Origin of the sequence: Porphyromonas vaginalis (assembly GCF_958301595.1) — a bacterium.
In the GTDB taxonomy this organism is placed as follows: Bacteria; Bacteroidota; Bacteroidia; order Bacteroidales; family Porphyromonadaceae; genus Porphyromonas; species Porphyromonas vaginalis.
The window spans coordinates 1,562,858-1,588,579 of record NZ_CATQJU010000001.1; the positions used below are offsets into that span (position 1 = coordinate 1,562,858).

Genomic DNA, 25,722 nt, shown 5'->3' on the forward strand with positions numbered 1-25,722 from the left:
TATGGACAGAAGTGTTTATATAAACAAGATTGCTTTGTTTCTTCCCAATTGTCCCATCAGCAATGAGGAGATGGAGGATTACATCGGTCTCATTGGTGGAATAGCAATACGGAACAAACAGAACACGGTAGTAACGATTAAAACACCTTCTATCTTAAATTTTAGTATAATCCATATGAAAAGACTATTTTTGTTCGCGTTCATGGTTTGCACATTTAGCAACATAAATGCGCAGTATTCTATTATTGGAAAAGTCCTCATCGAGAATGGTGACACCCTTGAATCCAATGTACAGCTGTACACCAAAAGCCATATGGTTGTCTCTGCCGTACAAACACAGAAAGGAATGTTTTCATTCTCAAATCTCGCAAAAAACAATTTTTATTATGTGGTTGCATCACATGTCGGATATACTACTGACACAATAAAGATAGACCGCATAACAAAGGATCTGAACATTGGGATAATGTTCCTTAAAAACAGTGTTACTACGTTGGACGAAGTTACCGTTGTGGGAAGCAGCATAAGTTTTCAAAATGGAAGCAAAAGAATTTTCCCCAATGAATTTCAAAGAAACAGTCCTGACGCTATGGTTATGCTTGACAAGATGAACCTGTCGAGGATTAATGTTGACCCACTAACAAAAAGCCTGACACTGAACGGTGGCGGAAGCGTTAAGACATTGCTTAACGGAAAGGAGGTATCAGCCGTTGAAATTGCTGCACTTTCCCCGGAAATTATACAGCGCGTAGAATACCACGACACGCCGGAAGCACGGTATGGCAATGCAGACGTGGTCTTGGACTTTATTACCAAAAACGACCAAGTTGGCGCAAGGGTTTACCTTTCTTTGTGGCAGGGGCTTTTAACGAGTTTCGGAGAGGACTACATTTCCTTGAAATTCAACCGCCGGAACAGCCAGTTTTCATTAGACTACAATATGGCATACCGCAATTGGAAACACCTCAGCAGGGAATATGAAGAGGACTTTAATCTGCAAAATGAGAACTTTTCGAGAACCGAACTGGGGCATCCTGGACGATTCAGATACGACAACCACAACATACGTTTCAATTACAACTATCAGGAGAACAAGAAAATAATTAACTTTTCACTGGGATCTGCCATCCAAAATGCGCCATATAAAGAGTGGAACAGTGATTTGCACTATAAAGGGACAACACTCAACTTATACGACAATGCGAAATCATCGGGCACAAATCCTTATTCGCAACTATATATACAGTTGCCCATAGGAGAAAATCAACTATATGTAATGAATCTCTCTGGTCAATACAACAAAGGGAAATACAACCGTCTGTATCAGGAGGCAGACAACGAAAGTGAATCCAACCAATTCTGCAGTAATGTCCGTGAGATTCAAAAAGGCTATGCGCTGTCGCAATTATACGAGAATAGGCAGAATTGGGGGACTTTGACCATTGGAGCAAACTTCAACCAGCAGTTTACCAAAAGCGACTACAATTCAGTCCGAAACGATATGACACAGGAGCATCACACAGACCAACGACAGACCAACCTTTATTCTTATGCACAATGGGGAAAGGCATGGAGCGAACTTTATTGCCGAGTGGGCATTGGACTGAACCAGCGATGGATGCATGTGGGAGAACAGAAACAAAGCACCTTTACGATTCGTCCGATGCTATTCGTTCGTTATACCGTTTCTCCAAAAATCGAACTTCGTTATCAGGGGGCGGTCTCTAATATAATGCCTACACTTTCGGCTATTTCTGACTATTCACAGGAAATAGATTTTATACAGATACAGCGAGGTAATCCTAATCTCAAGCCGCAGATTGATTTCTATAATGCGTTGGTATTCAATTATAAATTCACAAAAACAGCATTGGCTCTCTACTTGAATGAAACATATTCAAAGTCGCCAATCATGGAATGCACATATCTGGATAATGAAAAGGTGGTCAGAACCATGGAAAACCACAAGAATTTTCAGAACTATAATGCGGAATTTGAATATGGAGGGCAGCCTTTTGGCAATCTGCTGTCGTTCAAAGTTTATACCGGCTTGAAATTTTATAAAAGCAATAGCAACCAATACACTCACCGCAAAACAATACCCTACTATGGAGGTCAGGTTTCTGTTTACTATAAACAATTCACTATGAGATGGCAGTTTCGCAAGAATGTGCAGGACAGGTTTTGGGGAGAAACGCTTTATCGATATGAAGACGGCCACATGTTGTCGTTTGGCTATCAGACAAATAAATTCAGCCTTTCTGCCGATGTGCTGAATCTGTTTTCTTTGAAGCATATTTCCGCACAAGAAAACTATTCAAGCGTGGCTCCTTACAAACGCTATGAATATCTTGATGAAACAAGAAATCTTATACGTTTAAACCTTACGCTGAATCTATCGTTTGGTAAAAAATACGAGGAGGCTTCAAAACGCATAAACAGCAACACAAGCAGTGAATCATCCGTCATTAAAGGAGAGAAATAATAATAATTTTTGATTTTAATAGCGGGTCTTGCAATAAAACGACAGCGAGATGCTATGGATTGCGGTCCTTCCTGTTTGGCGATGATAGCCAAACATTATGGACAGTAAGCTGATAAGGAGCAATTGCGGAAAATCTGTTCCTTAGCCCAAGTTTCACGGGAGGAAACGTGTAATGGTTGCTAGGTGCGGGCGGGAGCGTTTCGGTTATGGACTTTGTGTCCTACAGATTTTGATTTTCCTGAAGGGGGCTTCTCGTAAGCCTAGCTTTTGGTAGATCTCGGTCGCTTGTTTTGAGGGCTTGCTACATTGTCGCATTTCGACTTTTTCGCCCAGCGGGTTGACGCCCTCGGTGGTGACCAACTTCTGTGTAGACATACGTCGGACGATCTCCCGCCAGTAGCAATTCTCGCCCTGCGCCTTGAGTCCACAGCGTATGGTGTTGACAACCCAATAAGCGAGCAGACCAAAGAAAAGATGAGCATCGCTGCGTTGATCCGTCTGATGAAAGAGCGGGCGCAAGTGTAGGTCCGTCTTGAGCTGACGATTCGTGCACTCGATTTCTCGGATCAAGTTGTAGTAGTCCCAAGTGGTGCGCTCGTCTAGTGTACGGACGTTGGTGCGCAGGAAGTAGACGCCGTGACCGCCCTCCACCTTGGAGAGGTCTTTGATCTTCCAAGCCACCTCTTGCATCTCTAAGGGCTTCTCCTCACTGCGGATGTAGCCTATCTCGTAGTAGCGTGCGATCGACGGATAACGCTCTATGGCTCTGCCTGTTCGTTCCACAACTTTCTCGTACTTCTTCGTGCCGCCCTTCTTCTTGATCGCCTCGTTTATCTTGACCAGTTCAGCTTCAAAACGACTGCGCCACTGCCTATTCATAGAAGCTTCGGTCATCGCTTTCGAGGGGGAGGTAATCTCTAGGAAATAGTCCTCATCGGGAGCTGTGTGCACCTCACGAAGCTTGATTTCTCGCTTGCTGGAGTCCTGCACGATGACACTCTTGTGATCCTCTCGGAGGGTGTACTCCTTCAGTCTCGTACGCGAGACGCAGAGGTAGTTGTAGCCCTTAGCCTTGATCTTCGTTAGGTTCTCCTCTGTGGCAATGCCCGCGTCCATGACGATCAGCGTCTTTTCCTTTCTGGCAGGGCTTTTCTGAGCCAAACTCTCAATCATGTCGGGCAAAGACTTCGGGTCAGCCGTATTGCCCTCGAGGATCGAAGAGTAGCGAATGAACCCCTCTTTGTTGATGCACAGTGCCAAGACAAGGAGCTTGCAATCGGAGCGTTTTTCCTTGGAGCGACCAAACTTGCTCTTCTGGCTATTGCGCTTGCTCCCCTCAAAATAGAAGTTCGTCAAGTCAAACAGCATCAGCTTATTGTCTATATTAAAGAGGTGGTCGGTCATCATGCAGAGATGCTGCTCGAGTTGCTCCTTGAGGGCAAAGAGTTGGTCGGTAATCGTGTAGAGCGCATTCCTGACTGGGAGCCAATCGGGGCGACCTGAGTAGAGCTCAGCCGCCGCCGAATTGTCCCGCATGGTGAAGTATGAGGCATACTCAGAAGTGGCGTAGACGGTACGAACGATCAGTGCCGAGAGAGCCGTATGGATGGCCTGCTCCGACCAACCTTGATGCTTCAAAAAGCGCTCCAGCTCTAGCTTATCGATCGTTTGCTTGCAGAGCCACTCAGCTCCCACATTACGGGCATCGGTGTGCTTGGCGGTGTCCAGGTCAATGTAGTGCTCCGCCTCCTTGCGAGCAGCCTGCTCCCGCTTGTCAAAGCGGTCTATCCCGCCTTCCTGAATCATCCTATTCCACCATTCGTCAGCCTTAGCTTGTTCGTGCTCAGTCAACCCATTGAGTCGTTCGCTGAAGAGTGCTTTGGTGTGGCGATTCTCAAACCTATTCGTCAGTGCACGCGCTATCTTCTTAGCCTGCAGGGCATCGATGGAGGGGTCGAAGCCGACGTTGAGCAGGATCAGCGAATGGACATTTTCACGCACATCACGGTAAGACTCCTTCAGTCGATAATAAGGAGCCTTCTCGCCGATAGCTGGGTTGAAACGGGTTTGAACATTTGCGTGCATGGCGCAAAGTAACGACAAATATTTCAACCAAAAGTGTCCTACAAATCGGAATCAGCACCGCTCACCGAAGAGCTATCTTTGACACACAGCTAGTTACGACTCTCGCCTCTTCAAGTTTCGGGGCAAAACGCCCCGAAACTCGTTTTTGCCGTGAAACTTGGGATAGGATAGGCTATAGGACAGCTTTTTTAGCTCATTGAGCAGGTCAGAGAGGATACTTTCCTCTTCTGGCTTGCTCAATTGCTTTTTAGTCCTTTTGCTTGATAAGCAGACAATTCAAATAATAGAGGGTCTTCAAATCAAGAATAGATCTTTCATTCGATAGCGATAATCTATGAAATGACAAAAGCCCCCGAAAGTTTTCTTAAACTTTCGGGGGGCTTTTATCTTCTATAGTTCTCACTCAGTATTCTGTTGATGTCTGAGAGGCGATAGAGAATCTTCCCTGCGATTTGTGTGTAAGGGATGATGTTTTTATCCCGATAGTCTTGCAGGGTGCGAGGGGAAAGGAACAATCTCTCGCAAACCTCCCTTCCTGTGAGATAGATTTCACCTTCAAAAAGAGGACGATGAGTTTGAGCGATACTTCTCACTCGATTCGTCAAACCTTTAATGCCAGAGATGAGTTGTTTCATCTCTGGTGTTTCTTTATTGATCGTTTCGTACTCCATAGTCGTTAGCCTTTACGAGTGTTAGAGTTGGCGAGGAGAGCTTCCACATCCTCTCGCTTGTAATAGCACTTATGTCCGATTTGGATAAAGGGTAGCACGGACGAGTCCCGATAGTGCTGCAATGTTCGCTTACTGATGTTCAGTATTCGGCATACATCCCCATTGTGTAATAAGTCAGGGAATTGAGCTGGTGGCGCAAAATGTTCATTGAAACTCTTTGTCAGCTCCTCGATGCACTCTTTCAGTTCCTCCCAAGCGGAGGTGTCAATGGCAGTAAATCTCATTTTGTTGTTGTGTTATTTGCGTTGTTATTACTTTCTGACGCAAAAGTAAGCAGGCTCTTTCTCTATTCCTTTAAGCGCAGAGACAGCGGGATATACGAGGAAATATTAGGAAGAGTAGCTCTTGACCGCTGTATGATTGTCCATACTTTATCCCATTGCGTCACTAGTCCAAGTAGTCACTTCAAACCATCGAAGTAAAGCAACGCACCCCATAGCAAACGACACACTTTTCGTTAGTGCTATTTGCACACTCATAGAGCCTCTTTTCCTCCAATTGGATTGTGAAAAGGGGCTTTTCGTTGTGTCGTGTCTGAGAAAAGCGATGCACTCTGAAGCAAGAAAACCGTCCTTGTGCTTCTTGCGAAAAAACTCTTCTAACTTGGCTTTAGCTCTCGAAAAGGAGCTAATCATCAAAACAATGTAATACAAAGCAATCCGCACAATGAAGCTAGAAGAAAAGGATAGCCCCTCCAAAAACGACCAAATAGAAGCGTATCTTTCCGCTCAGTACGAGTTTCGGTACAACACCGTATTACACCGAGCGGAGTATCGTCCACGAGGAACAGGCGATTACACCGCCGTAGACCGCTATCGTATCAACACCCTCAAGCGAGCCTTGGACAAGGAGGCCAACATACAGACCTCCACAGATAATCTGTACAGCATTATTGAGAGCGATTTCTCCACACGTATCAATCCCGTGCAAGACTATTTCCGAGCCTTACCGCTGACGAAAGGTAATGCGGAAGCTATCACAGCTCTTGCCGACTGCGTGCGAGTAACCAATTCTGAGAAATGGGAGGAATACCTTACCAAGTGGCTCGTGGCCGTAGTAGCCAATGCTATGGACGACAAGCAGTGTCGCAATCACACCTGCCTTGTTCTGACAGGAGAGCAAGGCAAGTTCAAAACGACCTTTCTAGACCTGCTCTGCCCACCAGCTCTATCCGACTACCGCTATACAGGAAAGATATATCCGCAGGAGAAAGATGTGCTGAGCCTTATCGGGCAAAACCTCATCATCAACATTGACGACCAACTCAAAGCCCTCAACAAGCGAGATGAAAACGAACTGAAGAACCTGATAACCTGTCCGCAGGTGAAGTACCGTATGCCTTACGAGAAGCACATTGAGGAGCGCCCCCACTTGGCAAGCTTCGTGGCATCGGTCAATGGCAACGACTTCCTCACCGACCCGACAGGGAGCAGACGCTTCCTCCCCTTTGAAGTTCTGGCGATAGATATAGACAGTGCTAAAGCGATCCCGATGGATGCTGTTTACAGAGACGCTAAAGGGCTCCTGCATGAAGGCTTTCGCTATTGGTTCAATGATGAAGAGATTGTCGAGTTGCATAGAAACAGCGAAGCCTTCCAAGTCTATACGACAGAGATGGAGCTGTTGCTCCGCTACTTCACATTTCCCTCGGAAGCTGAGATGGCTACGAAACGCTTCTATATGACCAATTCGGAGATTGTAGGGTATCTCTCCTGCTATACCCGACAACCCCTCTCTCCCAAACGGATGGGAGAAGCGTTGCGAAAGGTGGGCTATATGAGAGAGTGTCGCAGGATAAATGGCAATCCCGTATATGTCTATGCCGTCCGTAAGATTTGCCCCGAGCAACCGCCATAGCACTCTGTTGTTGCACTCCCTTTGTAATACCCCTTTCTCTTTTCTTTCCTATTCTCCTTACTACGTTACTACAACTAAGGATAATACAGTGAAAGAGAAAGGATTACAGAAGACATTCATCTTACGACATAGCTTACTACAATCCTTCTACGCTTCTACAGCTGGATAGAGAACCAGTGGTGTAGACAGATGGTGTAGTAGGATAAGCCCCGACAAAGTGTTACACTTTTCTCTTTCACTGTCAACGACTTATCCTAGTGTAGAAAGGTAGTAAGATAAAAAGGGGAAAACTCCAAAAAGAGAAAATCAAGAAAACAGAACATGCGATGAGACTGCAAAGAAAGAATATGAAGAACCCGTGAACAATGAATACGAACAATCCAAATCCAAAGACAACAACAATGAACAACGAGTATTACGATCTACAACACCTTAAGGCAATACCAATAGCCGACTATCTGCATACCACCTATGGTGTCGAACCTGCCAAGCGGTACAACGGCTATGCCCTTTATCATGCACCCTACCGAGAAGACTTCAATGCTAGTATGAAGGTAGACTTTCGGGAGAACTTGTGGCACGACTACGGCACAGGTCAAGGCGGAAGCATCATAGACCTTGTGATGCGTATGCAAGGGTGTAGTGCTTATGAAGCAATGAAGCATCTTGCTGGAAAGCGAGAGACAATAGTTGCACCCTCTTCCTTTCACCGTGAAGCTCTCATAGAGCACAGAAGAGATGAGCCGAGAGCAAATAATAGAAGGCATATCCTCTCCATCAGCGATGAGTTGCCCTCACATCTGCAACGCTATCTTCAAGAGGTTCGCAAGATAGATCTTGCAGCGGCAAGTGCTTATCTCCGTCACATCCACTACGAAGTAGGAGGACAAGAATACTCCGCCATCGGATTTCCCAATCGTTCTGGTGGATATGAGCTTCGAGATGACAGAGCATTCAAGGGGACTATTGCTCCAAAGGATATATCTGTGATTGCAGGACGAGAGGAGAACGCCCCTCTCTGCATCTTTGAAGGCTTTATGGATTTCCTTTCCCTTCTTACGATAAATGGAAAAGAAACGGCTCCTTGCCTTGTATTGAACTCGGTCAGCAATATTTCGCGAGCCATCGCCTATCTCCATGAGCAAGACATTAACTCCGTTCGAGCGTTCCTCGATAATGACCCAGTAGGACGACAAGCACTCCTTACTATCCAATCATCAGGTGTGACCGTAGAGGATATGAGCAGGCACTATGTCCGATACAAAGACCTCAACGAGTATCTTGTGGCGCAACGAGAAGCGCAGAAACAGAAAATAGTCCCTCGTAAAAAGGGGCTTAGACGATAACGCAAAAGAGAGAAATTTCAACAACGGAACCATCGGGTATTCGAAGAGACTAGAGCTGTAAAGCGTATAGATGGGAGCCTTTGTTTCAAGAGTTATGGCACTCCCTCGGAGTTGCAAGTTTGCAGGGGCAAACTTAGAAACAAAGACTCAGTGCATTCAGAGAATGCGAGCACTTCAAAGGCAAGCTGCGGGACAGGGCGGAGCGGGCATTTGGAGAAATGCCATAGCTCATTAGGGCATTTTCTTCACGCTCCACTCCGTTACCGCTAAAAAAGCCCTCCTGAGCCAAGGGGTTACAGCCCCTTTGGATACCCCCTAAAACTATATTCAACTTATGGGCTACGCAGTATTACACATAGACAAGGCTCGGGGCAACGACTCGGCAATGAGTGCCCACATCGAGCGAACATTCGTGCCGAACAATGTCGATGCCTCTCGCACGCACCTCAATCGAGACTTGGTGCAATTCCCCGCAAATGTCACCAACCGTACAGAAGCTATTGCACATCGCATAGCAACGGCTGGTATCTACCGAAAGGTTGCGGACAATCAAGTTAAAGCACTTCGTTTCATCCTATCTGGATCACACGAAGATATGCTTCAACTTGAAAGCGAAGGACGCTTAGAGGAGTGGTGCCACAGTACGATGCAGTGGCTTTATACCACCTTTGGCAAGGCAAACGTGGTAGCAGCCACACTTCATGCCGATGAAGAGACCCCGCACATACATGCGACAGTTGTCCCGATTGTCACGGGAGAAAGGAGAAAAGCCAGACAGGAAGCTGAGAATGGCAAGCGAAAGTACAAGACAAAGAAAAACAAGATACGGCTCTGTGCTGATGATCTGCTTACACCCAAAAAGCTTGAGGAGTATCAAACCTCCTACGCAGAGCAAATGCGACCATTTGGGCTGAGTAGAGGGGTACAAGGATCTGAAGCAAAGCATCGTACTAATATGGAGTATTACAAAGAGCTCCTCAAAGAGACCAAGCAGAAACAACTTGAGGAGGAAGAACTAATTCAAAAAGTCAGAGAGTTGGAAAAGCAGGCGGGCAAGCTCCGAGTAAAAGGTACGCTCTACTCGCTCTTTGGGAATTCTGAGCTTGACAAGGCTGAACAGCACATCGAAGAGTTGGAACAGGAAGTCGAGCGGCAACAACATCTTTCGGAGAAGGAGAAAGCCGAAATCCGCAAGGAGGTCATTCTCCTGCAGGACACCATTAGAGATAAGGACAAGACTATCTCTGAACAACACCGAGAAATCAAGGTGTACGAGGAGGAGCGGAGTTTTATCAAACGCTTCTTTCACAGCTTCTACCTCTTACTCAATATCCGTCTGATGCTCCGCAAAATGGGCTTTGATGATGATACGGTGGTCAAGATGCACAAAGATCGAGAGACAGTCCGTGGTACGGCTACGGCATATTCGGGAATGTACAAACGAAACTTCACGGAAGAAAATGCGGAGCTACGCATTATAACCAACGAGAAGCGTCAGCCTATTCTTACCATCAATGGACTATCTGTTTCAGATTGGTGCGAACAGAAATGGAAACAGCTTGTCAATCGTAATCGCTCGCAACGACTGTAGAGATAAGACATCTCCTTTCCCTTTCATTGTAATGTTTGAGTCCCGACTAAACTTTTAAGAAGAAAATCACGCAAGAACACTCACTTTCTCCCACGAATCACTACCTTTGCAAGTGATAATAATGAGCGTTCTTTGGCTATCCAAAACGATGTACTTCAAAGCACTCCGCTCATTTCTAAATCGTTACCTATCCACACTTCTCCAAACGGTAACCTCTTACTTCTCAGCCAGATAGCCCGAAACCAAAAAATACGGAGGAACTCTTTTTGGAACTCGTATGTGTAATCTACTCAGCACGATACGGACATTGTGGAGGAGGGGTGTACTCGATGGTGACTCACAGATAGCAGTTAGCAGGATGGCGTCCCTATAAGTTGCACTTTAGTGATTTGCTGAATTGTGTGGTGGGTTACTTTTTGCCGATTGGTGTAGATTGGGTACTTTTGCATTGGAGCTGGAGACAACTCTCTGAGCTTACGATCGTATAGACCTTAATTTCTGACTTTACAGAACGATAATAATATGAAGATAGCTATAGTAGGTGCCAGTGGAGCTGTGGGGCGTGAGTTCCTACGTCTCTTAGAGCATCGAGACTTCCCGATTGATGAGCTACGACTCTTTGGCTCGTCTCGCAGTGCTGGCAGTGAGATTACTTTCCGTGGTAAGGAATACAAGATAAAGCTCCTAGCCCAAAACGATGACTTTAAGGACATCGACATCGCTTTTGTCTCTGCTGGAGGGCAGACGGCTCTAGACTTCGCCAGTACGATCACGAAGCATGGTGCTCTGATGATCGACAATTCGAGTGCCTTCCGTATGGACCCTGATGTACCTCTCGTCGTGCCTGAGGTCAATGGAGCTGATGCGCTAAACCCTGCCAAGCGGATCATCGCCAACCCGAACTGCAGCACGATCCAGATGATCGTGGCACTGGCTCCGATCCACGCGCTGAGCCCGATAGAGCGTGTCCATGTGGCTACCTACCAGGCTGCTAGCGGTGCGGGTCACGATGCGATGCTAGAGCTGGAGGGGCAGGTGCGTGACCAAGCGTTGGGCAAGCCACTACAGACGAAGGCTTTTGGCAATCAACTCCTATATAACCTCATTCCGCAGATCGACGTCTTTACGGACAATGACTACACAAAGGAGGAGATGAAGATGTACAATGAGACCTGCAAGATCCTGCACGACGATCAGATACGCGTCAGTGCTACCTGCGTACGCGTCCCCGTGCTGCGTGCTCACAGCGAGGCTATCTGGGTGAAGTGCGCTGATCCGCTTACGGTCGAAGAGGTGCGCGAAGCAATGTCAAAGCAGAAGGGACTACTCCTGATGGATGACCCCGCCAAGCGTAGCTATCCGATGCCTCTACACTGCTCTATGCAGGAGCCAGTCTATGTGGGACGTCTGAGGGCTGACCTCGCCGAGCCAGGCTGTGTCACCTTCTGGTGCGTGGCTGACCAGATCATGAAGGGCGCTGCGCTCAATGCTATTCAGATTGCTGAGTACCTGATTCAGGAGGGCACTTTTGCTAAGTAAGCCTTGATTCATTAGAGTGAACATGGAGCAAACGAGCGAGAGCAATCCGCAGGAGCTAGTCGCCTTTCTCACGCTGTGCAAGGACTACTGCGCGCTCATAGAGCATGCGTCCGAGTATAGTCGGGCGGACTTTGTACAGCGCACGTACGGCTACCTCCCAGAGATCTTTAGCTACTTATCGCAGATGCCAGCGACCTCTACGGAGGAGCTGGAGGATTGGCTCACGGGCTACACGCAGGTGATCTCAGATGAGACGGTGAGCTACTACGAGGAGCAGGTGCGTGCGCTACTGGGCGAGGAGCTAGATCTCTTCCTCCACTACCCAGTGGGTATAACACAAGATGGCGAGCTACAGCCGGAGCGACTCTCACGCCTCTTGGTACTGATCTACCGTGAGCTGGGTACGCCACTGCTGGTGCTTCGAGAGGATGCTGGCGAGCTACTCGTTGCGACGCTCTCGATACTGCAATACGCTTTTGACACATACCTGGGTGATGCGCTCCTATCCGCCCTGCGTGTGCTGCACTATCACAAGCATGCCGAGGGGCTGGAGGAGGACGCTGACCACTGGGCTACAGAAAGCATACAATAATAATAGAGTAAACAATCGTGCTGTCATCAATTACTAAAGAGGAGATAGGCAAACTAGACAAAGCGACCTTCACTGGTGAAATCGTTGTCGTGGACTCTCTCCCGCAAGTGGAGTCTGCCGTAGCAGCTCTAGAGCAATGTGCTATAATCGGTATGGACACGGAGTCTAAGCCTGTCTTTAAGAAGTATGAGCGTCAGTCTGTAGCACTTGTTCAGCTATCGAGCGAGAGTTGCTGCTACCTCTTTAGAATCAACAAAATAGGCATTCCGCCTCGGCTACAAGGACTACTAGAGCGTGAAGACATACTCAAGGTGGGGCTAGACCTTTGCGGGGATCGGAGACAGCTGAGGAGGTTTTCGCCAGAGTTACATCCACAAGGCTTCGTAGACCTGCAGCGACTTACCCCCGCCTACGGCATCCATGACTTGGGTCTGCAGAAGATCTATGCGATACTCTTCGGGGAGAAGATTAGCAAGCGAGCCCAGCTGACCAATTGGGAGGCGGCTACGCTAACGCCTGCACAGCAGAGCTACGCAGCACTCGACGCATACGCTTGTCTCCGCATCTATCATCGTCTAGAGTCGGAGCCGATGCCACTGCTGCACCACTTCGGGCTATGCCCTGAGCAGCCTTCCTAAGACTTAACCACAAGAGCTACACCTACCACCACCCCTATGTACCAGTTATACCTCAAGCCTCACCGTGAGGAGCCACTCCTCCGACATCATCCATGGGTCTTTTCGGGCGCACTGCAGCGCACCAAGGAGAGCATACCACTAGGATCGACAGTGACTATCTTCAACCACGATGGCTCGCAGCAATTGGGGCAGGGAGTCTACGAGGGCGGGACGATAGCCGTCCGCATGCTGACCTTTGGCGAGGAGGAGATAGGGGAGTGGCGCACATTCTTTACCACACGCCTAAGCCAAGCGCATCAGCTTCGCAAGACGCTCCTCCAGAGCCAAGATGGTAGGCAGACAGACTGCTGGCGCTTGTGTTATGGCGAGAGCGATTTCATACCTGGACTAGTCATTGACATCTACCGAGAGGTGGCTGTGATACAGATACATGCGCTGAGTCTCTACCCGCTACGTCAGTTGATCGCTGAGGTGCTGTGCGAGCTACCCGAGCTAGGCGTGCACTACGTCTACGACAAATCTGTCGAGACGCTCCCAGCGCAGACACCTAGCGACTGGATTATGCCAAATGGCTACCTAGGCAAGGCACCCTCGGCAGAGTACGATCGGACGGTGCAGGAGTACGGTTACAGCTTCTTGCCAGACTGGGAGCGGGGGCAGAAGACCGGCTTCTTCGTGGATCAGCGTGACAACAGACGTCTTGTCGAGTCGTACGCTCGGGGTCGCAACGTCCTCAACATCTGCTGCTACTCAGGGGGCTTCTCCGTCTATGCGCTCGGAGGGGGGGCTCAGCGTGTCGTCTCAATAGATAGCTCTGCACGAGCTATATCACTCTGCGAGGAGAGTGTCGCGATCAACTTCTCTTCTGACTCAGCGACGCTCCAGAGACACGAGGCGGTCGTGGCTGATGCTTTCGACTACCTATCTGCGATCGAGACGGGAGCCTACGATCTGATCGTCCTGGATCCACCTGCCTTTGTCAAGCAGCGCAACCATAAGCAGCAAGGTTTGGGCGGGTATCGCCGATTAAACGAATTAGCACTCAGAGCAATCGCTCGTGGTGGACTGCTCTTCACATTTAGCTGCTCGCAAGCCGTCACGATGGAGGAGTTTACCCTAGCAGTGATGACGGCTGCCACACTTGCGGGACGAGAGGTGCGCATCCTCAAGCGTTTGGGACAGAGTCCCTGTCATCCGATCAACATCTTTTACCCAGAGGGGGAGTATCTCAAGGGGCTGCTCCTCTATGTCTCTTGATCCATGCCCTCTAAGCCCAAAGAGCCTACCTCAGACCTACTATCGCCACAGACGACCAGTGCCGTGGCTGGTGGTATCGACTGCGAGCAGCTCTTTGCCTTGATGACGCAACAGCTCACGCTAGTCGTTGACACAAGACGCTCAGGCAAGCTTTATAGCCTTCTGCAGAAAGAGCTAGAGACCCCAACTGACAATCTTAAGTACCTTCAGACAGAGGGACTACACTGGCTACACCGTGCGGCTCGTCACGACTCGCTCCCAGCGATCGACTACCTTGTTAAGCTCTATCAGTCGCATGCTGACAGGGTTGCGCAAACCTGTCTGAGACGCTACCTGCGCCAGAGGGTCGCATTGCGGGGAAATGTGGAGGATCTCTATGCTCTGGCACTACACTTGACAAGCCCGCAGACGGGACTGAGGAAGAACTACCGAGAGGCGAGCGACTGCCTGCGCATGGCTATACAGCTAGGGCATCCGAAGTCTCATCTCCTCTTAGCGCAAATGTATCAGCGTGGCTTGGGCGTGCTGCGTAGTCACGAGCAGTATCTCTATCATCTAGAGACGGCTGCCGAAGCGGGGCTTGTGGAGGCGCAGATAGCACTTGCTAGGGCTTATGCGCAGGGTGGGCTCTTCGTCCAGATGGATCGGGTGGAGTACTGGCTCACGGCAGCCTTTAGGCAAGATGCTCCCGAAGCGTGTTACCTGCTAGGCAAGCTGTGGTATCATCAAGATGGAGACTGCTATAGCTCTCGTGTCGTCTCCTTGTGGGAGCGAGCCGCTGAGGCGGGGATCCCCGAGGCGTGCTATGAGATAGGGCGGATGCTCCTGACAGATCCGCTACAACCCGATTGCCGTACGGAGGCTATCCGCTACTTGTGCCAGGCAGCGCAGGGCGGTGTCTTTCTGGCGAATCAGCTACTCTATAGACATCATTACGACGCTAGTGGACGCTACATCGGTATGCTTCGTGAGTCGCTCTCGGAGTATGTCGCTGAGGAGCAGATGCTCTTTTGAGTCCCTAGGAAGTCTCACTTTAATAAACGAACAAACGAATATGAAAACGCACTTAGTCAAGCAGGGAGCTTATCTCTCGCAAATCGATAATCAACGAGGAAGTAGCGTAACGGTAGACCTCCCAGTCGCCTCTGGCGGTACGGCACAAGGACCTACTGCCTTCGAGCTCCTCGCCATGTCGCTCAATGGTTGCATCGCAACGATCTTTACTACGATGGCTGAGAAGAAGCGTCTTACCATCGAGCATCTAGAGATAGATCTAGAAGCGAAAACGACAGAGGGCGAGATGGACGCGATCGACTACACGCTACGAGTCAAGACGACCGCCACGGATCAGGAGCTGGAGAAGTGCCTCGAGCTGACAGAGAAGGTCTGCCCCGTAGGGCGACTCTTCCACCGTGCTGGCGTCCCTTTCACCCATCGCATCGAGCGACTATAAGGCGCACTTTCTTCTAGAGAAAGCCACAGCAATACAAAGCAAAACCCCACCATTGTACACTCACAATGGTGGGGTTTTGACGTTTAGAGCGGTTAGCTCGGGAAGCTTGTTAAGCACCCCTCAAGCTAGCTCTTAGCTTCTTCTGGCTAGCCACACTTTGAGGAGCCGCAGTTGGTGCAGATGAGGCAACCCTCCTGATAGACCAGCGTGTGCTGTCCGCAGTTAGAGCAGGCGGCAGATACGGCTGTACCGCTAGGAAGGTAGCTCTTGAGAGCGCGAGCCACACCGTTCTTCCAGGTGTTGATGCTCTCATCGTTGAGCTCCATGCCCTGGACAAGGTTGATGACCTGGTCTATCGGCATCTGGTAGCGGAGGACGCCTGAGATGAGCTTGGCGTAGTTCCAGTACTCGGGGTTGAACTTCGTGTCTAGACCCTCTACCGTGGTCTTGAAGCCACGCTTGTTGTGAAACTGGAAGTCGTAGTGCTTCGTGCCATCCTCGTCGTAGCTGCGGATGATCTTACCCTTCGTCACGCTCTTGGGGAGCATGATACCCTCGTCATCGTCTGCGATACCTGTGAAGACCTCGTAAGGCTTACCGTCGAGCAAACCGACGAAGGCGATCCACTTCTCCTTATTGTTTTGGAAGCGTACGATGTCAGCCTCTAGAACCTTGGGACGCTTGTGTACAGCCTGAGGCATAGATGTAGGCTCTACGGGGATCTCCGCAGCGGCCTCTTGCTCAGCCTTGGCTTGCTTCTCTTTCTTCTGCTGCTCCTCCGAGATGAGCACACCTGAGCGAGAGCCCTCACGGTATACGGTGCAGCCCTTGCAGCCAGCCTTCCACGCCTCAATGTAAAGCGTAGCCACCATCTCCTGAGAGATGTCCGAGGGGAGGTTGATCGTCACGCTAATGCTGTGATCCACCCATTGCTGTATGCGACCCTGCATCTTGACTTTGGCGACCCAGTCCACATCGTTGGCGGTAGCCTTGTGATAGGGCGACTTAGCGACCAGCTCTTGTAGCTCTTCGTGCGAATAGTTCTTCTCGGAGTCGTAGCCGTTGGTCTTCATCCAGGTGAGGAAGTTGTGGTGGTAGACCGTGTACTCCTCAAAGGTGTCGCCCGTCTCGTCGGTGTAGTCCACCTTGACGTTCTTGTCATTAGGATTGACCTTGCGTCTGCGCTTGTAGACAGGCATGAAGACCGGCTCGATACCTGACGAAGTCTGCGTCATAAGGCTCGTCGAACCCGTAGGAGCGATGGTCAGCATCGCTATATTACGACGGCCGAACTTCTTCATCTCCTCATAGAGCTTCGGATCAGCCTTGGCAACGCGCTGGATAAAGGGGTTGTCCTTCTCACGCTCTGTGTCATAGAGGTCAAAGGCTCCGCGCTCCTTAGCCAGCTCTACTGAACTTGCATAGGCTGATAGACAGAGCGTCTTCTGCACCTCCTCTGCAAAGCTGATAGCCTCGTCCGAACCGTAGCGCATGCCCATAGCTGCGAGCATATCGCCCTCGGCCGTGATGCCGACGCCCGTACGACGTCCGAGGAGGGTCTTGCGCTTGATCTTGCGCCATAGCTCACGCTCCGCTGCTTTGACCTCTTCGGTCTCTGTGTCTGAGGCGATCTTCATGAGGATCGCATCGATCTTCTCCGCCTCTAGGTCAATGATGTCGTCCATGATGCGGAGAGCCTTAGCAACATGCTCACGGAAGAGATCAAAGTCAAACGAAGCCTCTGCCGTAAAGGGGTTGCGCACGTAGCTGTAGAGGTTGATCGCCAGCAGACGGCAACTATCGTACGGGCAGAGAGGTATCTCACCGCAAGGGTTGGTCGAGATAGTCTTGAAGCCTAGATCAGCGTAGCAGTCGGGCACAGACTCACGGATGATCGTGTCCCAAAAGAGCACTCCAGGCTCAGCACTCCGCCAAGCGTTGTAGATGATCTTGTCCCACAGCTGGCGTGCCTGAATGGTGCGGGTGAACTTAGGCTCCTTCGAGTGTATAGGATAGGTCTGTACATACTCTTTGTCCTCCACGACTGCCTGCATAAAGGCATCGTCGATGCGTACTGAGACGTTGGCACCTGTCACCTTACCCTCGGTCATCTTAGCGTCGATAAAGGACTCGCTGTCAGGGTGATTGATCGATACCGTGAGCATGAGCGCACCACGACGACCATCTTGCGCTACCTCACGCGTCGAGTTGGAGTAACGCTCCATAAAGGGCACCAAGCCCGTAGAGGTGAGGGCTGAGTTCTTGACGGGCGAACCCTTAGGACGGATGTGCGACAGGTCGTGTCCCACGCCACCACGGCGCTTCATCAGCTGTACCTGCTCCTCGTCGATGCGGATGATGCCACCATATGAGTCTGGCTCACCATCTAGGCCGATGACAAAGCAGTTTGAGAGGGAGGCGATCTGGTAGTTATTGCCAATGCCGGTCATCGGGCTGCCCTGAGGCACGATATAGCGGAAGTGATCCATCAGATCTATCAGCTCACTCTCAGAGAGCGGGTTGGGGTAGTTGTGCTCTATGCGGACCAGCTCCCGTGCTATGCGCTGATGCATGTCACGAGGGGTCTGCTCGTAGATGTTGCCGTAGCTGTCCTTGAGGGCGTACTTGGTCACCCACACTTTGGCGGCCAGCTCGTCACCACCGAAGTACTCTAACGTGGCTTGATAAGCCTCATCAAAGGAATATGTCTTTTGCTTCACTTGAATAAATGTATGAAGGGTTAGAAAAGTAAGTCTGTTCAGAAGTCAAATTATAGAGAGACTAAATCTGACTTCGCGAAATTCTTTGCAATATTACAACCAATAATTGACGTGGGCAAATAAATCAACTGGAAAAACATCGATTGTTGAAAAGTTGTCCGAAATAAAATCGTATCTGTCTTATATAAAGCGGTATACGGAAAGGTTGTATATCGACAAGTTGACCATTTTGAAAACTTTCGTCGGTATGAAGTTGTACAATGCTGGTGTAAATGGTTGACTCTCTGACCCAAGAGAGTCATTTCATTAGGGCATCTGGATCTTCCCCTCGAGATAATCTCGATCCAGCTCAGCCGTGTGATCGATTTCTCACGTGGGGATCCACCCGAGCGTCTACAGAGGGTTTAGCTTCACAGTTTAGCCTTTTCACTTCGTGGTTGCATTTTTAGGAACCTTTGCAACATTTCTATCTCATGCTCGTCTATCATATAGTAACGCCTACAGGGCTTATGACAATGCTGCTGTGGTACGATCTGAAATAGTTGTAGACTAATTATTTATCAACCCGATATTCTTATATGAAACGAATCTCTTTACCCCTGTTGTCTAAACTGGTTGCTATGCTACTGGTGCTGACCGTAACGCTAGGTGCTATGGCACAGACTAGCTCCTTCAAGTATGTAGATGCCAAGGCGCTACCCACGGCTGCGGATGGTGTGCAGATCTTCTCCTTCAATGAAAACATGCTGGATATGATCCCTATGGAGAGTATCACGAAGATGATCAAGGAAGATAGTAACTCCTCTGTCATGGCTAGCCTCAAGACGCTCCTCAAGAAGCTGAAGTCTTTCGACGTATACATCGCCTCAACGCCTGAGACTATCGACAAGCTGCAGAAGGCGTTTGCCCCGATGCTGACACCTGGACTGCATCGCTCTATCAAGCCACTGCTTACGGTCAACCAATCAGAAGATAATCTCAAGGTGCAGATCGTCTCTCGAGAGTCTGGCATCTGGTGCTGGCGCAAGTGTCCAGAGCTACTCATCTCTGTCCAGGATGGAGATGAGTACTATGTAGTCGGTCTGACGGGTGACTTTACTCCGAAGGACATCCAGAAGCTCGTCTCCTCAGCTTTTCCCTCAGACAAGTAACCCAATCGAGACTGTTGCATAAAGGCGAATCGCTGTGTTGCTTTCGGGATTCGGCTTCGGTCACATACGTAGGTATGCTCCCTTCAGGCCTCACCCTCAGCGCCTTGCGCTTCATCCTTTCTGCAAAGTCTAGACAATCTTGCAAGCAAGATTGTGAGACTGTTGACTTTGCATCAGTATCCAATGCGTAGCGGCTGATCCCGCCATATAAAGAGAACTCCGCAAGTCCACACAGACTTACGGAGCTCTTCTTGTAGTTGTTTATCTTTTAGCTAGGAGTGCTCTATTGTGATGAGTTGCTGTGCATCACGAGGATAGGCGTCCCTGCGTGAAAGAGCATACGTCGTGCCATCGTCGGATTGAAGAGCTTGGCGAGTACACGGCGCTTGTAGGTATTGACCACGATGAGCTCGATTTGATGCTCTGTGACGAAATTATCAAGAGCGGCATATAGCTCACCCTCGCTAAGCTTGGTCCACTCGATATGCGCATTGGGGTACTGCTGCTTATTGTACTCTTGTATAGCTTGTAGCTGTACGTCTCCCCACTTGCCCTCAGAGCGTGACACATTAAAGAGTCTATACTCAGGCTCTAGGGGAGCCATCAGCTGCATCATCTGATTAAAGAGTACCAAGTCTCTCTGGTCGAAACTGGTGGCTACGCCTACATGCTTGACCTGCATGAGGTCATCTATAGAGACCCGCTCGGGTACGACCAGTACGGGAGCCTGTGCGCGATCAATGATCTCGGCTGCGACACTACCGACGATATAGTCACTATCTTCGGTCTTGCCTCGTGTACCCATGATGATGATGGCTGGGAGGTTGCGCTTAGCGTAGCGTAGTATCTCATCGGCTGGTATGCCGTCACGGATGGTGGTGCGGTAGGTGACCTCTGGGAGGGTCCCCTCAGCCATCTTGGCATCGATCTCCTTGGTCAGCTCGTTCATCTGCTGCTCAGCTCTTTTTGCCTCTTGTTGAGAAGCTGCTTGGATTTGAGGTAGGAGTGCCGTGAAGTCGCCATAGGGAAAGTTCATCTGTGGCAGCGTACCCGTATATATGTGCATGAGTAGTACGTGTAGCTGGCGGCGTGCTGCAAAGTGAAAGCCCAGCTTGACTATCTTGTCCGTATAGCTGCTGAAGTCGACAGGGATGAGGACATATCCTTTGTATGCAGCGACGTGAGCTGTATCTGGCGATTCGTTAGCTAGCTCTGTCTTCTCCTGTAGGACATCGTATGCCTCGTCTAGATCCCACTTGAGATCCTCTATATAGGCTAGTGCCCGAGGTAGGTCACGCTCTGCGATGCGCACACGTACGCCCGTTGAGAAGACAGGCTGTACTGTATTTACGTTGTGTAGTGTAGCTGGTATCCCTTGGCTTTGGAGTAGGCTCTGGAGTATCTGCGCCTTCTCGTAGGTGTGTATAGCTACAGTCACCAGCTTGGACTGGTCTTTGTCTTGTGGCATAGATGTAGTGATAATGGTGAATATAAGCGGAGTGCCGATGAGTCACGACAATCCGATGATAAGGTCATAGAGGAGCAGTCAGTGACTGGTAGGCCACTGACTGCTGACTGCTTTTCTTGCTTAGAGGACAGGCTCCTCTCCTATGATGGTACGTGCCTGATTGAGGATGGTGTTGTCATCGATGACCACGACCCCACCATCGGGACCTGCCTCGATGTGCACTCCTGCACCACGGCCCTCCTCGTAGTTGGCTCCTCCGAAGTAGTTTCTGACAGTATCTACGCGGAGACCTAGCTGCTCTGCGATCTTGTGCATAGAGCCATCGGGTAGGCTATCCTTGATGCGACGCAGTTCGTTGAATGAGATTGTTTCCTTTGCCATAACTGTATGTACTTAATGATTTGTATGTGTTTCTTTAATCCGCTACTAACTTACAACATTTTTGCTACATGTGCAAGTAGTGCGAGAAGAAAGTATCAATTGTCAGTATCGGAGAGAAACATGGAGATGGTTCCTCCGCTGGCTATCTGGCTGTGTTTGACCCAGTAGACGGTACGAGGTCGCCCTCCGATGGTGAGGTCTGAGATGTACTTATTGACTTGAGAGGCTCCCTGAGCTTTGATGGTGAGATGACGCCCGCCACCCATATTGATATTGATCTCGTTGAAGGATGGCGCGACGATCGAGTACCCATTGATGCCAGGTGCTACAGGATATAAGCCCATCATGGCAAAGACGAGCGATGCACTGAGAGAGCCATAGTTGTCAGGACCAGGATAGCCGAAGGAGCCTACCCCAAAGAAGTAGTCGATGGTGTGGCGTACGAACTTCTGCGCATCGTGTGGACGACCCATCAGGTTGTAGGTAAAGAGGAAGGCGAAGAGGTCGGGGTTTACATTGAGCGAGTGTAGCGAACTGCTGAAGAGACTGTCTATATTGATCTGCCCCTCTGGTAGTAGTGCTGGAGTAGCATCGCTGGGATGCTCTAGGATCGATGCGACCTGCTGTGCCGTCAGCCGGCCTGGCTCTGGAGAGTAGGTGTCGCTGAGCTCGGCGTACTCTCTGGCGAGTGCGGTGTAGCCGATACTATTGGCGAGCTGTGAGAGACACCAGAGCTTGTAGCCCGATCGTCGCTCTGGGTCGGCATCGATGGCTATGCGTAGAGCTTCAAAGGCTTGCTTGATGTCTTGGTCGAGGAGCCCCTTGGCAAGAGCATCGGTCAGTAGGAAGAGGAGAGGCGACTCATCCGTGTAGACTACACTGCCTAGGTCGAGTGCCGCTAGAAGCCGTCCGCCAGAGTCTCGTACTGCACGTAGATACGACACGATGATCTCCTCCATCATATCTGGCGCATGGAGCATCAGTAGGGGGTAGTTGGTCTCGTAGGTGTATCTTAGGTCATCTTGGCTGTACTGCGTGATCCCCTCATCGCTATGCACCGAGTCATCGATAGGCGAGTAGTATTGTCCATCTTCGGAGATGCTTACGGGCCATAGGTGCGAGCGGTACAGGGCAGTGTAAAACTTACGCATGTTTACCTCTGTACCGCCAGAGACCTCCACTCGGCGCAGCGTCTTCTGCCACTCGTTGCGTGCCGCCTTGACCAGTGGCGAGTATTCGAAGCTCTGGATCTGTGTGGTTAAGTTTCGCTTAGCTTGCTCGCAACTGATGAGCGATATGGCGTACTTGGCGACGATTCGCTTGTTTGGCTTCTGTAGCTGTAAGGTGAGGCGCTCATAGGTAGTGTCGCTGGGGGATATGCTACTCGTCATCTGCTCTATATTCGTATTGAGCTGCAGGTAGAGGTAGATGCGTGTCGGAGAGGTGCCGCCGTAAGCGACCTCAGCGGCGATGGCGTCATCGGCCACTTGCTCCCACGTAGTCGAGTCACGGCGGTCTATATATAAGGAGAGCTGATGCGTGTCACTGCCGTTGTAATCACGTGAGGAGAGATCGTAGAGACCACTCATAGAGGTGAGCGAAAAGTCCACATTGACCTGTAGTTCATCTAGGTATAGGTGGTAGCTGTAAGGGGTGATCTCCTGAAAGTCAAAGCTCAGCCTCCCCGAGGGGTCTTGATTCGTATGGGCACTCTCGGGGATTAGGTAGAAGAGCGGGCGGCCATCGATGTCTGGCGTGTAGAGTGGTAACCCCTTGATACGAGCCGACCGCAAGCTCTCCTTGAATGGAATGATGCGCAGTAGGCTATGCGGGAGCTGTACGATGGGAAATATCTCCTCGCTATGCTCGGCATCCCATGTGCCTTGATGCACATCTACATAGTCTACGAGGAGGGGGGCAGAGCTGAAGACGCTCTCTCGGACTTTGCTACAACCTGTGCTGAGGAGTAGTGGGAGCACCAGTAATGTGGTCAGGAGCGACTGTCGGGTCGTGTGAAAGGAGTAAGCGAGTCTCTGCTTCATCGGATTATGATTTCGTCTATAAGGTCGTACTGTAGGTGCGCATTGATCTGCTCTATGAGCTGCTGCTGCGTGAGTCGTATCTCTTGTCTCAGGCTAGCTGAGGTGATGCGCATCTGCAGTGTGTGGTCTGAGATCGATAGCTCACGTATCTGTCGTCTGAGCGGGTAGAAGCGTGTGCGCAGGTATTGGAGTGCCTTGAGCTCGAGGAGACCTTGGTCTACCTCTGGACTCTCGGAGAGCCAGGCTGATATGATTTCCCCTAGAGGCTTAGGATCTTTGCGCTGCATGTGAGTGGTCTATCGTTTGCTAAGTGCAAATATAAGAAGAAAGCTAGAGATTAGACTTTAGAGGTTAGAAATTAGAGAGCGAAGGCTAAGTGGTTGAGATGACCGCTTAGCCTTCGCTCTCGTTTGTGTGCCCAGAGCCGGGATCGAACCGGCACAGGTTTAACCCCATCGGTGTTTGAGACCGACGCGTCTACCAATTCCGCCATCTGGGCGATGTCTCTCGCTAGACGATTGCAAAGGTACGAAAAAAGAATTTAGAACCGCCAGTAGCGTAGGAAGGCGTATGGCTTCCTTCGCTGGCGGTACTCAGGGTCGTCCTGATGGGCGTAAGCCTCCTGCTCGAAAGAGATAGAGCGGTAGGCACGCTCTGCATCGCGACAGATAGCGAAACGTACCAACCACTCTATGATATATATGAGGTAAAACGGGATCACCAGCAGCTCCACCATCTGACGGGTGTGGATACGCTCGTGACGTACGATGGTCTCCAGCCAAAGCGGGTCTGACTGATACCTATTGGGTAGATCCTTGCGAACGAAGATAACTCCGAAGAGGTTGATCGCTGAGAAGCCCCTAAAGGGGATCCATCTACTATGCACGATCTTCATACCGCTCCTCTGCTTGTATCGTTTGTTACCTCAGCGAGACGATGCGCTAGAGCCAGTGTGGTCGCTATGCGACTACTCGATTACTCTTCGGCACGAAACATAGGACTCCACGGGGGGAGTAGTTTCGGCGTCTTGCCCTGGAGCTCCTTGGCACGTGGCGTGAGGTACTTCTTATTGATTACAAGGCGGAAGGTGTATGCGTCAAACCATTCGTCTGTCATGATCAGATACCCCTGATGTCCTGCAGTAGCTCCCCAGCTGTTCTCAACCATCCACTTGGTGGGCTTGCCTGACTTGTCTAGATCTACCGCTACGAGGGTCATAGCGTGTGTGGAGCCACTGTCAAAGGATGCGATGCGCTCGCCCTTTGTCATAGTCATCGGGACGCCCGTGATCGCCTCGTAGTCGTCGTAGCCGAGGGTGAGTAGGCCAGACTCTTTATTGAGTTCCTTGCCTACGTCACAAGAGTAGTACATCATGTTGCCATCCTTGAGGGAAGCGATAGCCATCTCTTTGATCTCCTCCATCGGAAGGTTGATGTAGGTCCAGTCCTTGCCGTCCCAGGCATGGCGATCATACTCGATAGCGTAGGTCTCGTAGTAGGGCTGCGAGGGGTCGTTCATGATCATCACGTAGTCATCCTTGAGGTTGACGCCTACATGCTCCTTGTAGAAGCTTAGCGGGGTGTACTCCTTGGTCGAGAGGATCTTGCCGTCGGCATCTCTGAGCGTATACTCAAAGGTTGTGGGCGGTGTGCCAAGGTTGAGGCATAGGAGACGGTAGATGGCTTGTAGGGTAGTCTCTTTATCCTTGCGAAGCTCTGCTAGTGTGGCACCTTGCTGAGCTTTGCTACGTAGCTCCATTCCACCCTGACGGAGGAGCTTGGCTATGAGTGAGGAGAGGCGCGAGGTGTTGTTGCTACTGTAAGTCTCGGGCATCACGTCGCTGGGCACGACACCATACTTGAGGAGGTTGTCTGAGATCCCGGTGAACTGCCCGCCGTCATTGATTGGGTGCTGGAAGAGCCACTCTACCTTGCGGTCGGTGATGGGGAGCGTGCGGGTCTCGAGGATGCCCTCGAGGAAGAGGTTGGCCTTCTCTAGCTGATCCCAAAAGAAGGAGTAGCAGTGGGAGAAGTAAAACTCTCCGAGGTTGTTGTCCTTGATGAACTTAGCCCGCAGGACGTTGAAGCCGGTGAAGAGCCAGCAGCGCCCAGACCGCTGCTGATCGGTGATCCCCTTCGTAGGTACTCGGTAGGTGAAGTGATCGTCGGGCGGTGTCGCGAGCTCGGCATTGGCGAGTACCATGCCGTTCTGTACGATACTGTTGTGCAGGGCTCGCTCAGCTGGAGCTTTTGGAGTAGCTTGCTGGAGCTTCTGCAGGAGCTCTGGTGTGATGGCTCCGTCCGTGCGATTGGTGCTTTCACTCTGTGCTAGTAGCATGATGCTGGATAGTAATAGGAGTAAGGGTAAGAGAAGTTTCTTCATAAAA

At 50.2% G+C, this 25,722-nt stretch carries 22 protein-coding genes and 1 tRNA gene; 12 read left to right on the forward strand and 11 right to left on the reverse strand.

The features are described from left to right. Position 1: 1 nt before the first annotated feature. A complete protein-coding gene (locus tag Q2J34_RS06095; RefSeq protein WP_298889555.1) occupies positions 2 to 2,485 on the forward strand; it encodes an outer membrane beta-barrel protein in 2,484 nt (827 codons plus the stop codon). A gap of 9 nt (positions 2,486 to 2,494) precedes the next feature. After that, positions 2,495 to 2,593: a cysteine peptidase family C39 domain-containing protein gene (locus Q2J34_RS06100; protein ID WP_300969554.1), complete on the forward strand. Its 99-nt coding sequence runs from the start codon at positions 2,495 to 2,497 to the stop codon at positions 2,591 to 2,593. A 96-nt stretch (positions 2,594 to 2,689) separates the two neighbouring features. Here the strand turns inward: Q2J34_RS06100 and Q2J34_RS06105 are convergent, their stop codons facing one another. The 3 genes from Q2J34_RS06105 to Q2J34_RS06115 form a co-directional block, all read right to left on the reverse strand. Beyond that, on the reverse strand, positions 2,690 to 4,570 hold the full coding sequence (locus Q2J34_RS06105) for an IS1634 family transposase (protein WP_298889553.1): 1,881 nt from the start codon (positions 4,568 to 4,570) through the stop codon (positions 2,690 to 2,692). A 383-nt stretch (positions 4,571 to 4,953) separates the two neighbouring features. Then, complete coding sequence (locus tag Q2J34_RS06110) at positions 4,954 to 5,241, reverse strand: helix-turn-helix domain-containing protein (protein WP_025884450.1); 288 nt, start codon at positions 5,239 to 5,241, stop codon at positions 4,954 to 4,956. Between the two features lie 5 nt (positions 5,242 to 5,246). After that, positions 5,247 to 5,525: a helix-turn-helix domain-containing protein gene (locus Q2J34_RS06115; protein ID WP_025883633.1), complete on the reverse strand. Its 279-nt coding sequence runs from the start codon at positions 5,523 to 5,525 to the stop codon at positions 5,247 to 5,249. A gap of 442 nt (positions 5,526 to 5,967) precedes the next feature. Between Q2J34_RS06115 and Q2J34_RS06120 the strand changes: the two genes are divergently transcribed. The 9 genes from Q2J34_RS06120 (at position 5,968) to Q2J34_RS06160 (ending at position 15,574) form a co-directional block, all read left to right on the forward strand. Beyond that, a complete protein-coding gene (locus Q2J34_RS06120) occupies positions 5,968 to 7,158 on the forward strand; it encodes a VapE domain-containing protein (protein WP_300969555.1) in 1,191 nt (396 codons plus the stop codon). Positions 7,159 to 7,559: 401 nt separating this feature from the next. Continuing rightward, a complete protein-coding gene (locus Q2J34_RS06125; RefSeq protein WP_300969556.1) occupies positions 7,560 to 8,504 on the forward strand; it encodes a toprim domain-containing protein in 945 nt (314 codons plus the stop codon). A gap of 334 nt (positions 8,505 to 8,838) precedes the next feature. Beyond that, positions 8,839 to 10,095 (forward strand): MobV family relaxase, encoded by a 1,257-nt coding sequence (gene mobV / locus Q2J34_RS06130; protein ID WP_300969557.1) that lies wholly within the window; start codon positions 8,839 to 8,841, stop codon positions 10,093 to 10,095. Between the two features lie 522 nt (positions 10,096 to 10,617). Continuing rightward, positions 10,618 to 11,634, forward strand: a complete 1,017-nt coding sequence (locus tag Q2J34_RS06135; protein WP_298887146.1) for an aspartate-semialdehyde dehydrogenase — start codon at positions 10,618 to 10,620, stop codon at positions 11,632 to 11,634. 22 nt (positions 11,635 to 11,656) lie between these two features. Further along, complete coding sequence (locus tag Q2J34_RS06140) at positions 11,657 to 12,226, forward strand: DUF5063 domain-containing protein (RefSeq protein WP_298887144.1); 570 nt, start codon at positions 11,657 to 11,659, stop codon at positions 12,224 to 12,226. Between the two features lie 17 nt (positions 12,227 to 12,243). Further along, positions 12,244 to 12,864 (forward strand): 3'-5' exonuclease, encoded by a 621-nt coding sequence (locus Q2J34_RS06145; protein WP_298887142.1) that lies wholly within the window; start codon positions 12,244 to 12,246, stop codon positions 12,862 to 12,864. Positions 12,865 to 12,900: 36 nt separating this feature from the next. Continuing rightward, positions 12,901 to 14,121, forward strand: coding sequence for a class I SAM-dependent rRNA methyltransferase (locus tag Q2J34_RS06150; protein ID WP_298887139.1), 1,221 nt, complete (start codon positions 12,901 to 12,903; stop codon positions 14,119 to 14,121). Between the two features lie 3 nt (positions 14,122 to 14,124). After that, entirely contained in the window at positions 14,125 to 15,135 is a 1,011-nt protein-coding gene (locus Q2J34_RS06155; RefSeq protein ID WP_298887136.1) for a tetratricopeptide repeat protein, read from the forward strand. 40 nt (positions 15,136 to 15,175) lie between these two features. Continuing rightward, positions 15,176 to 15,574, forward strand: a complete 399-nt coding sequence (locus Q2J34_RS06160; RefSeq protein WP_298887133.1) for an OsmC family protein — start codon at positions 15,176 to 15,178, stop codon at positions 15,572 to 15,574. A 146-nt stretch (positions 15,575 to 15,720) separates the two neighbouring features. Here the strand turns inward: Q2J34_RS06160 and Q2J34_RS06165 are convergent, their stop codons facing one another. Further along, positions 15,721 to 18,294 carry an adenosylcobalamin-dependent ribonucleoside-diphosphate reductase gene (locus Q2J34_RS06165; protein ID WP_298887130.1) on the reverse strand — a complete coding sequence of 858 codons (2,574 nt, stop codon included), beginning with the start codon at positions 18,292 to 18,294 and terminating at the stop codon, positions 15,721 to 15,723. A gap of 578 nt (positions 18,295 to 18,872) precedes the next feature. Between Q2J34_RS06165 and Q2J34_RS06170 the strand changes: the two genes are divergently transcribed. Then, a complete protein-coding gene (locus Q2J34_RS06170; RefSeq protein ID WP_298887127.1) occupies positions 18,873 to 19,445 on the forward strand; it encodes a DUF4252 domain-containing protein in 573 nt (190 codons plus the stop codon). Between the two features lie 283 nt (positions 19,446 to 19,728). Here the strand turns inward: Q2J34_RS06170 and Q2J34_RS06175 are convergent, their stop codons facing one another. From Q2J34_RS06175 to Q2J34_RS06205, 7 genes are all read right to left on the reverse strand, one after another. After that, entirely contained in the window at positions 19,729 to 20,913 is a 1,185-nt protein-coding gene (locus tag Q2J34_RS06175; RefSeq protein WP_298887124.1) for a universal stress protein, read from the reverse strand. 120 nt (positions 20,914 to 21,033) lie between these two features. Next, on the reverse strand, positions 21,034 to 21,294 hold the full coding sequence (locus Q2J34_RS06180; protein ID WP_298887121.1) for a DNA-binding protein: 261 nt from the start codon (positions 21,292 to 21,294) through the stop codon (positions 21,034 to 21,036). A 95-nt stretch (positions 21,295 to 21,389) separates the two neighbouring features. Continuing rightward, entirely contained in the window at positions 21,390 to 23,336 is a 1,947-nt protein-coding gene (locus tag Q2J34_RS06185; protein ID WP_300969558.1) for a glycoside hydrolase domain-containing protein, read from the reverse strand. Further along, on the reverse strand, positions 23,333 to 23,623 hold the full coding sequence (locus Q2J34_RS06190; protein WP_298887115.1) for a DciA family protein: 291 nt from the start codon (positions 23,621 to 23,623) through the stop codon (positions 23,333 to 23,335). The genes Q2J34_RS06185 and Q2J34_RS06190 overlap by 4 nt, the downstream gene beginning before the upstream one ends. A gap of 128 nt (positions 23,624 to 23,751) precedes the next feature. After that, positions 23,752 to 23,835 (reverse strand) — tRNA-Leu (locus Q2J34_RS06195). A 42-nt stretch (positions 23,836 to 23,877) separates the two neighbouring features. Next, a complete protein-coding gene (locus tag Q2J34_RS06200; protein ID WP_300969559.1) occupies positions 23,878 to 24,231 on the reverse strand; it encodes a hypothetical protein in 354 nt (117 codons plus the stop codon). Between the two features lie 80 nt (positions 24,232 to 24,311). Further along, positions 24,312 to 25,718 carry a C1 family peptidase gene (locus Q2J34_RS06205; protein ID WP_300969560.1) on the reverse strand — a complete coding sequence of 469 codons (1,407 nt, stop codon included), beginning with the start codon at positions 25,716 to 25,718 and terminating at the stop codon, positions 24,312 to 24,314. Between the last annotated feature and the right edge of the window lie 4 nt (positions 25,719 to 25,722).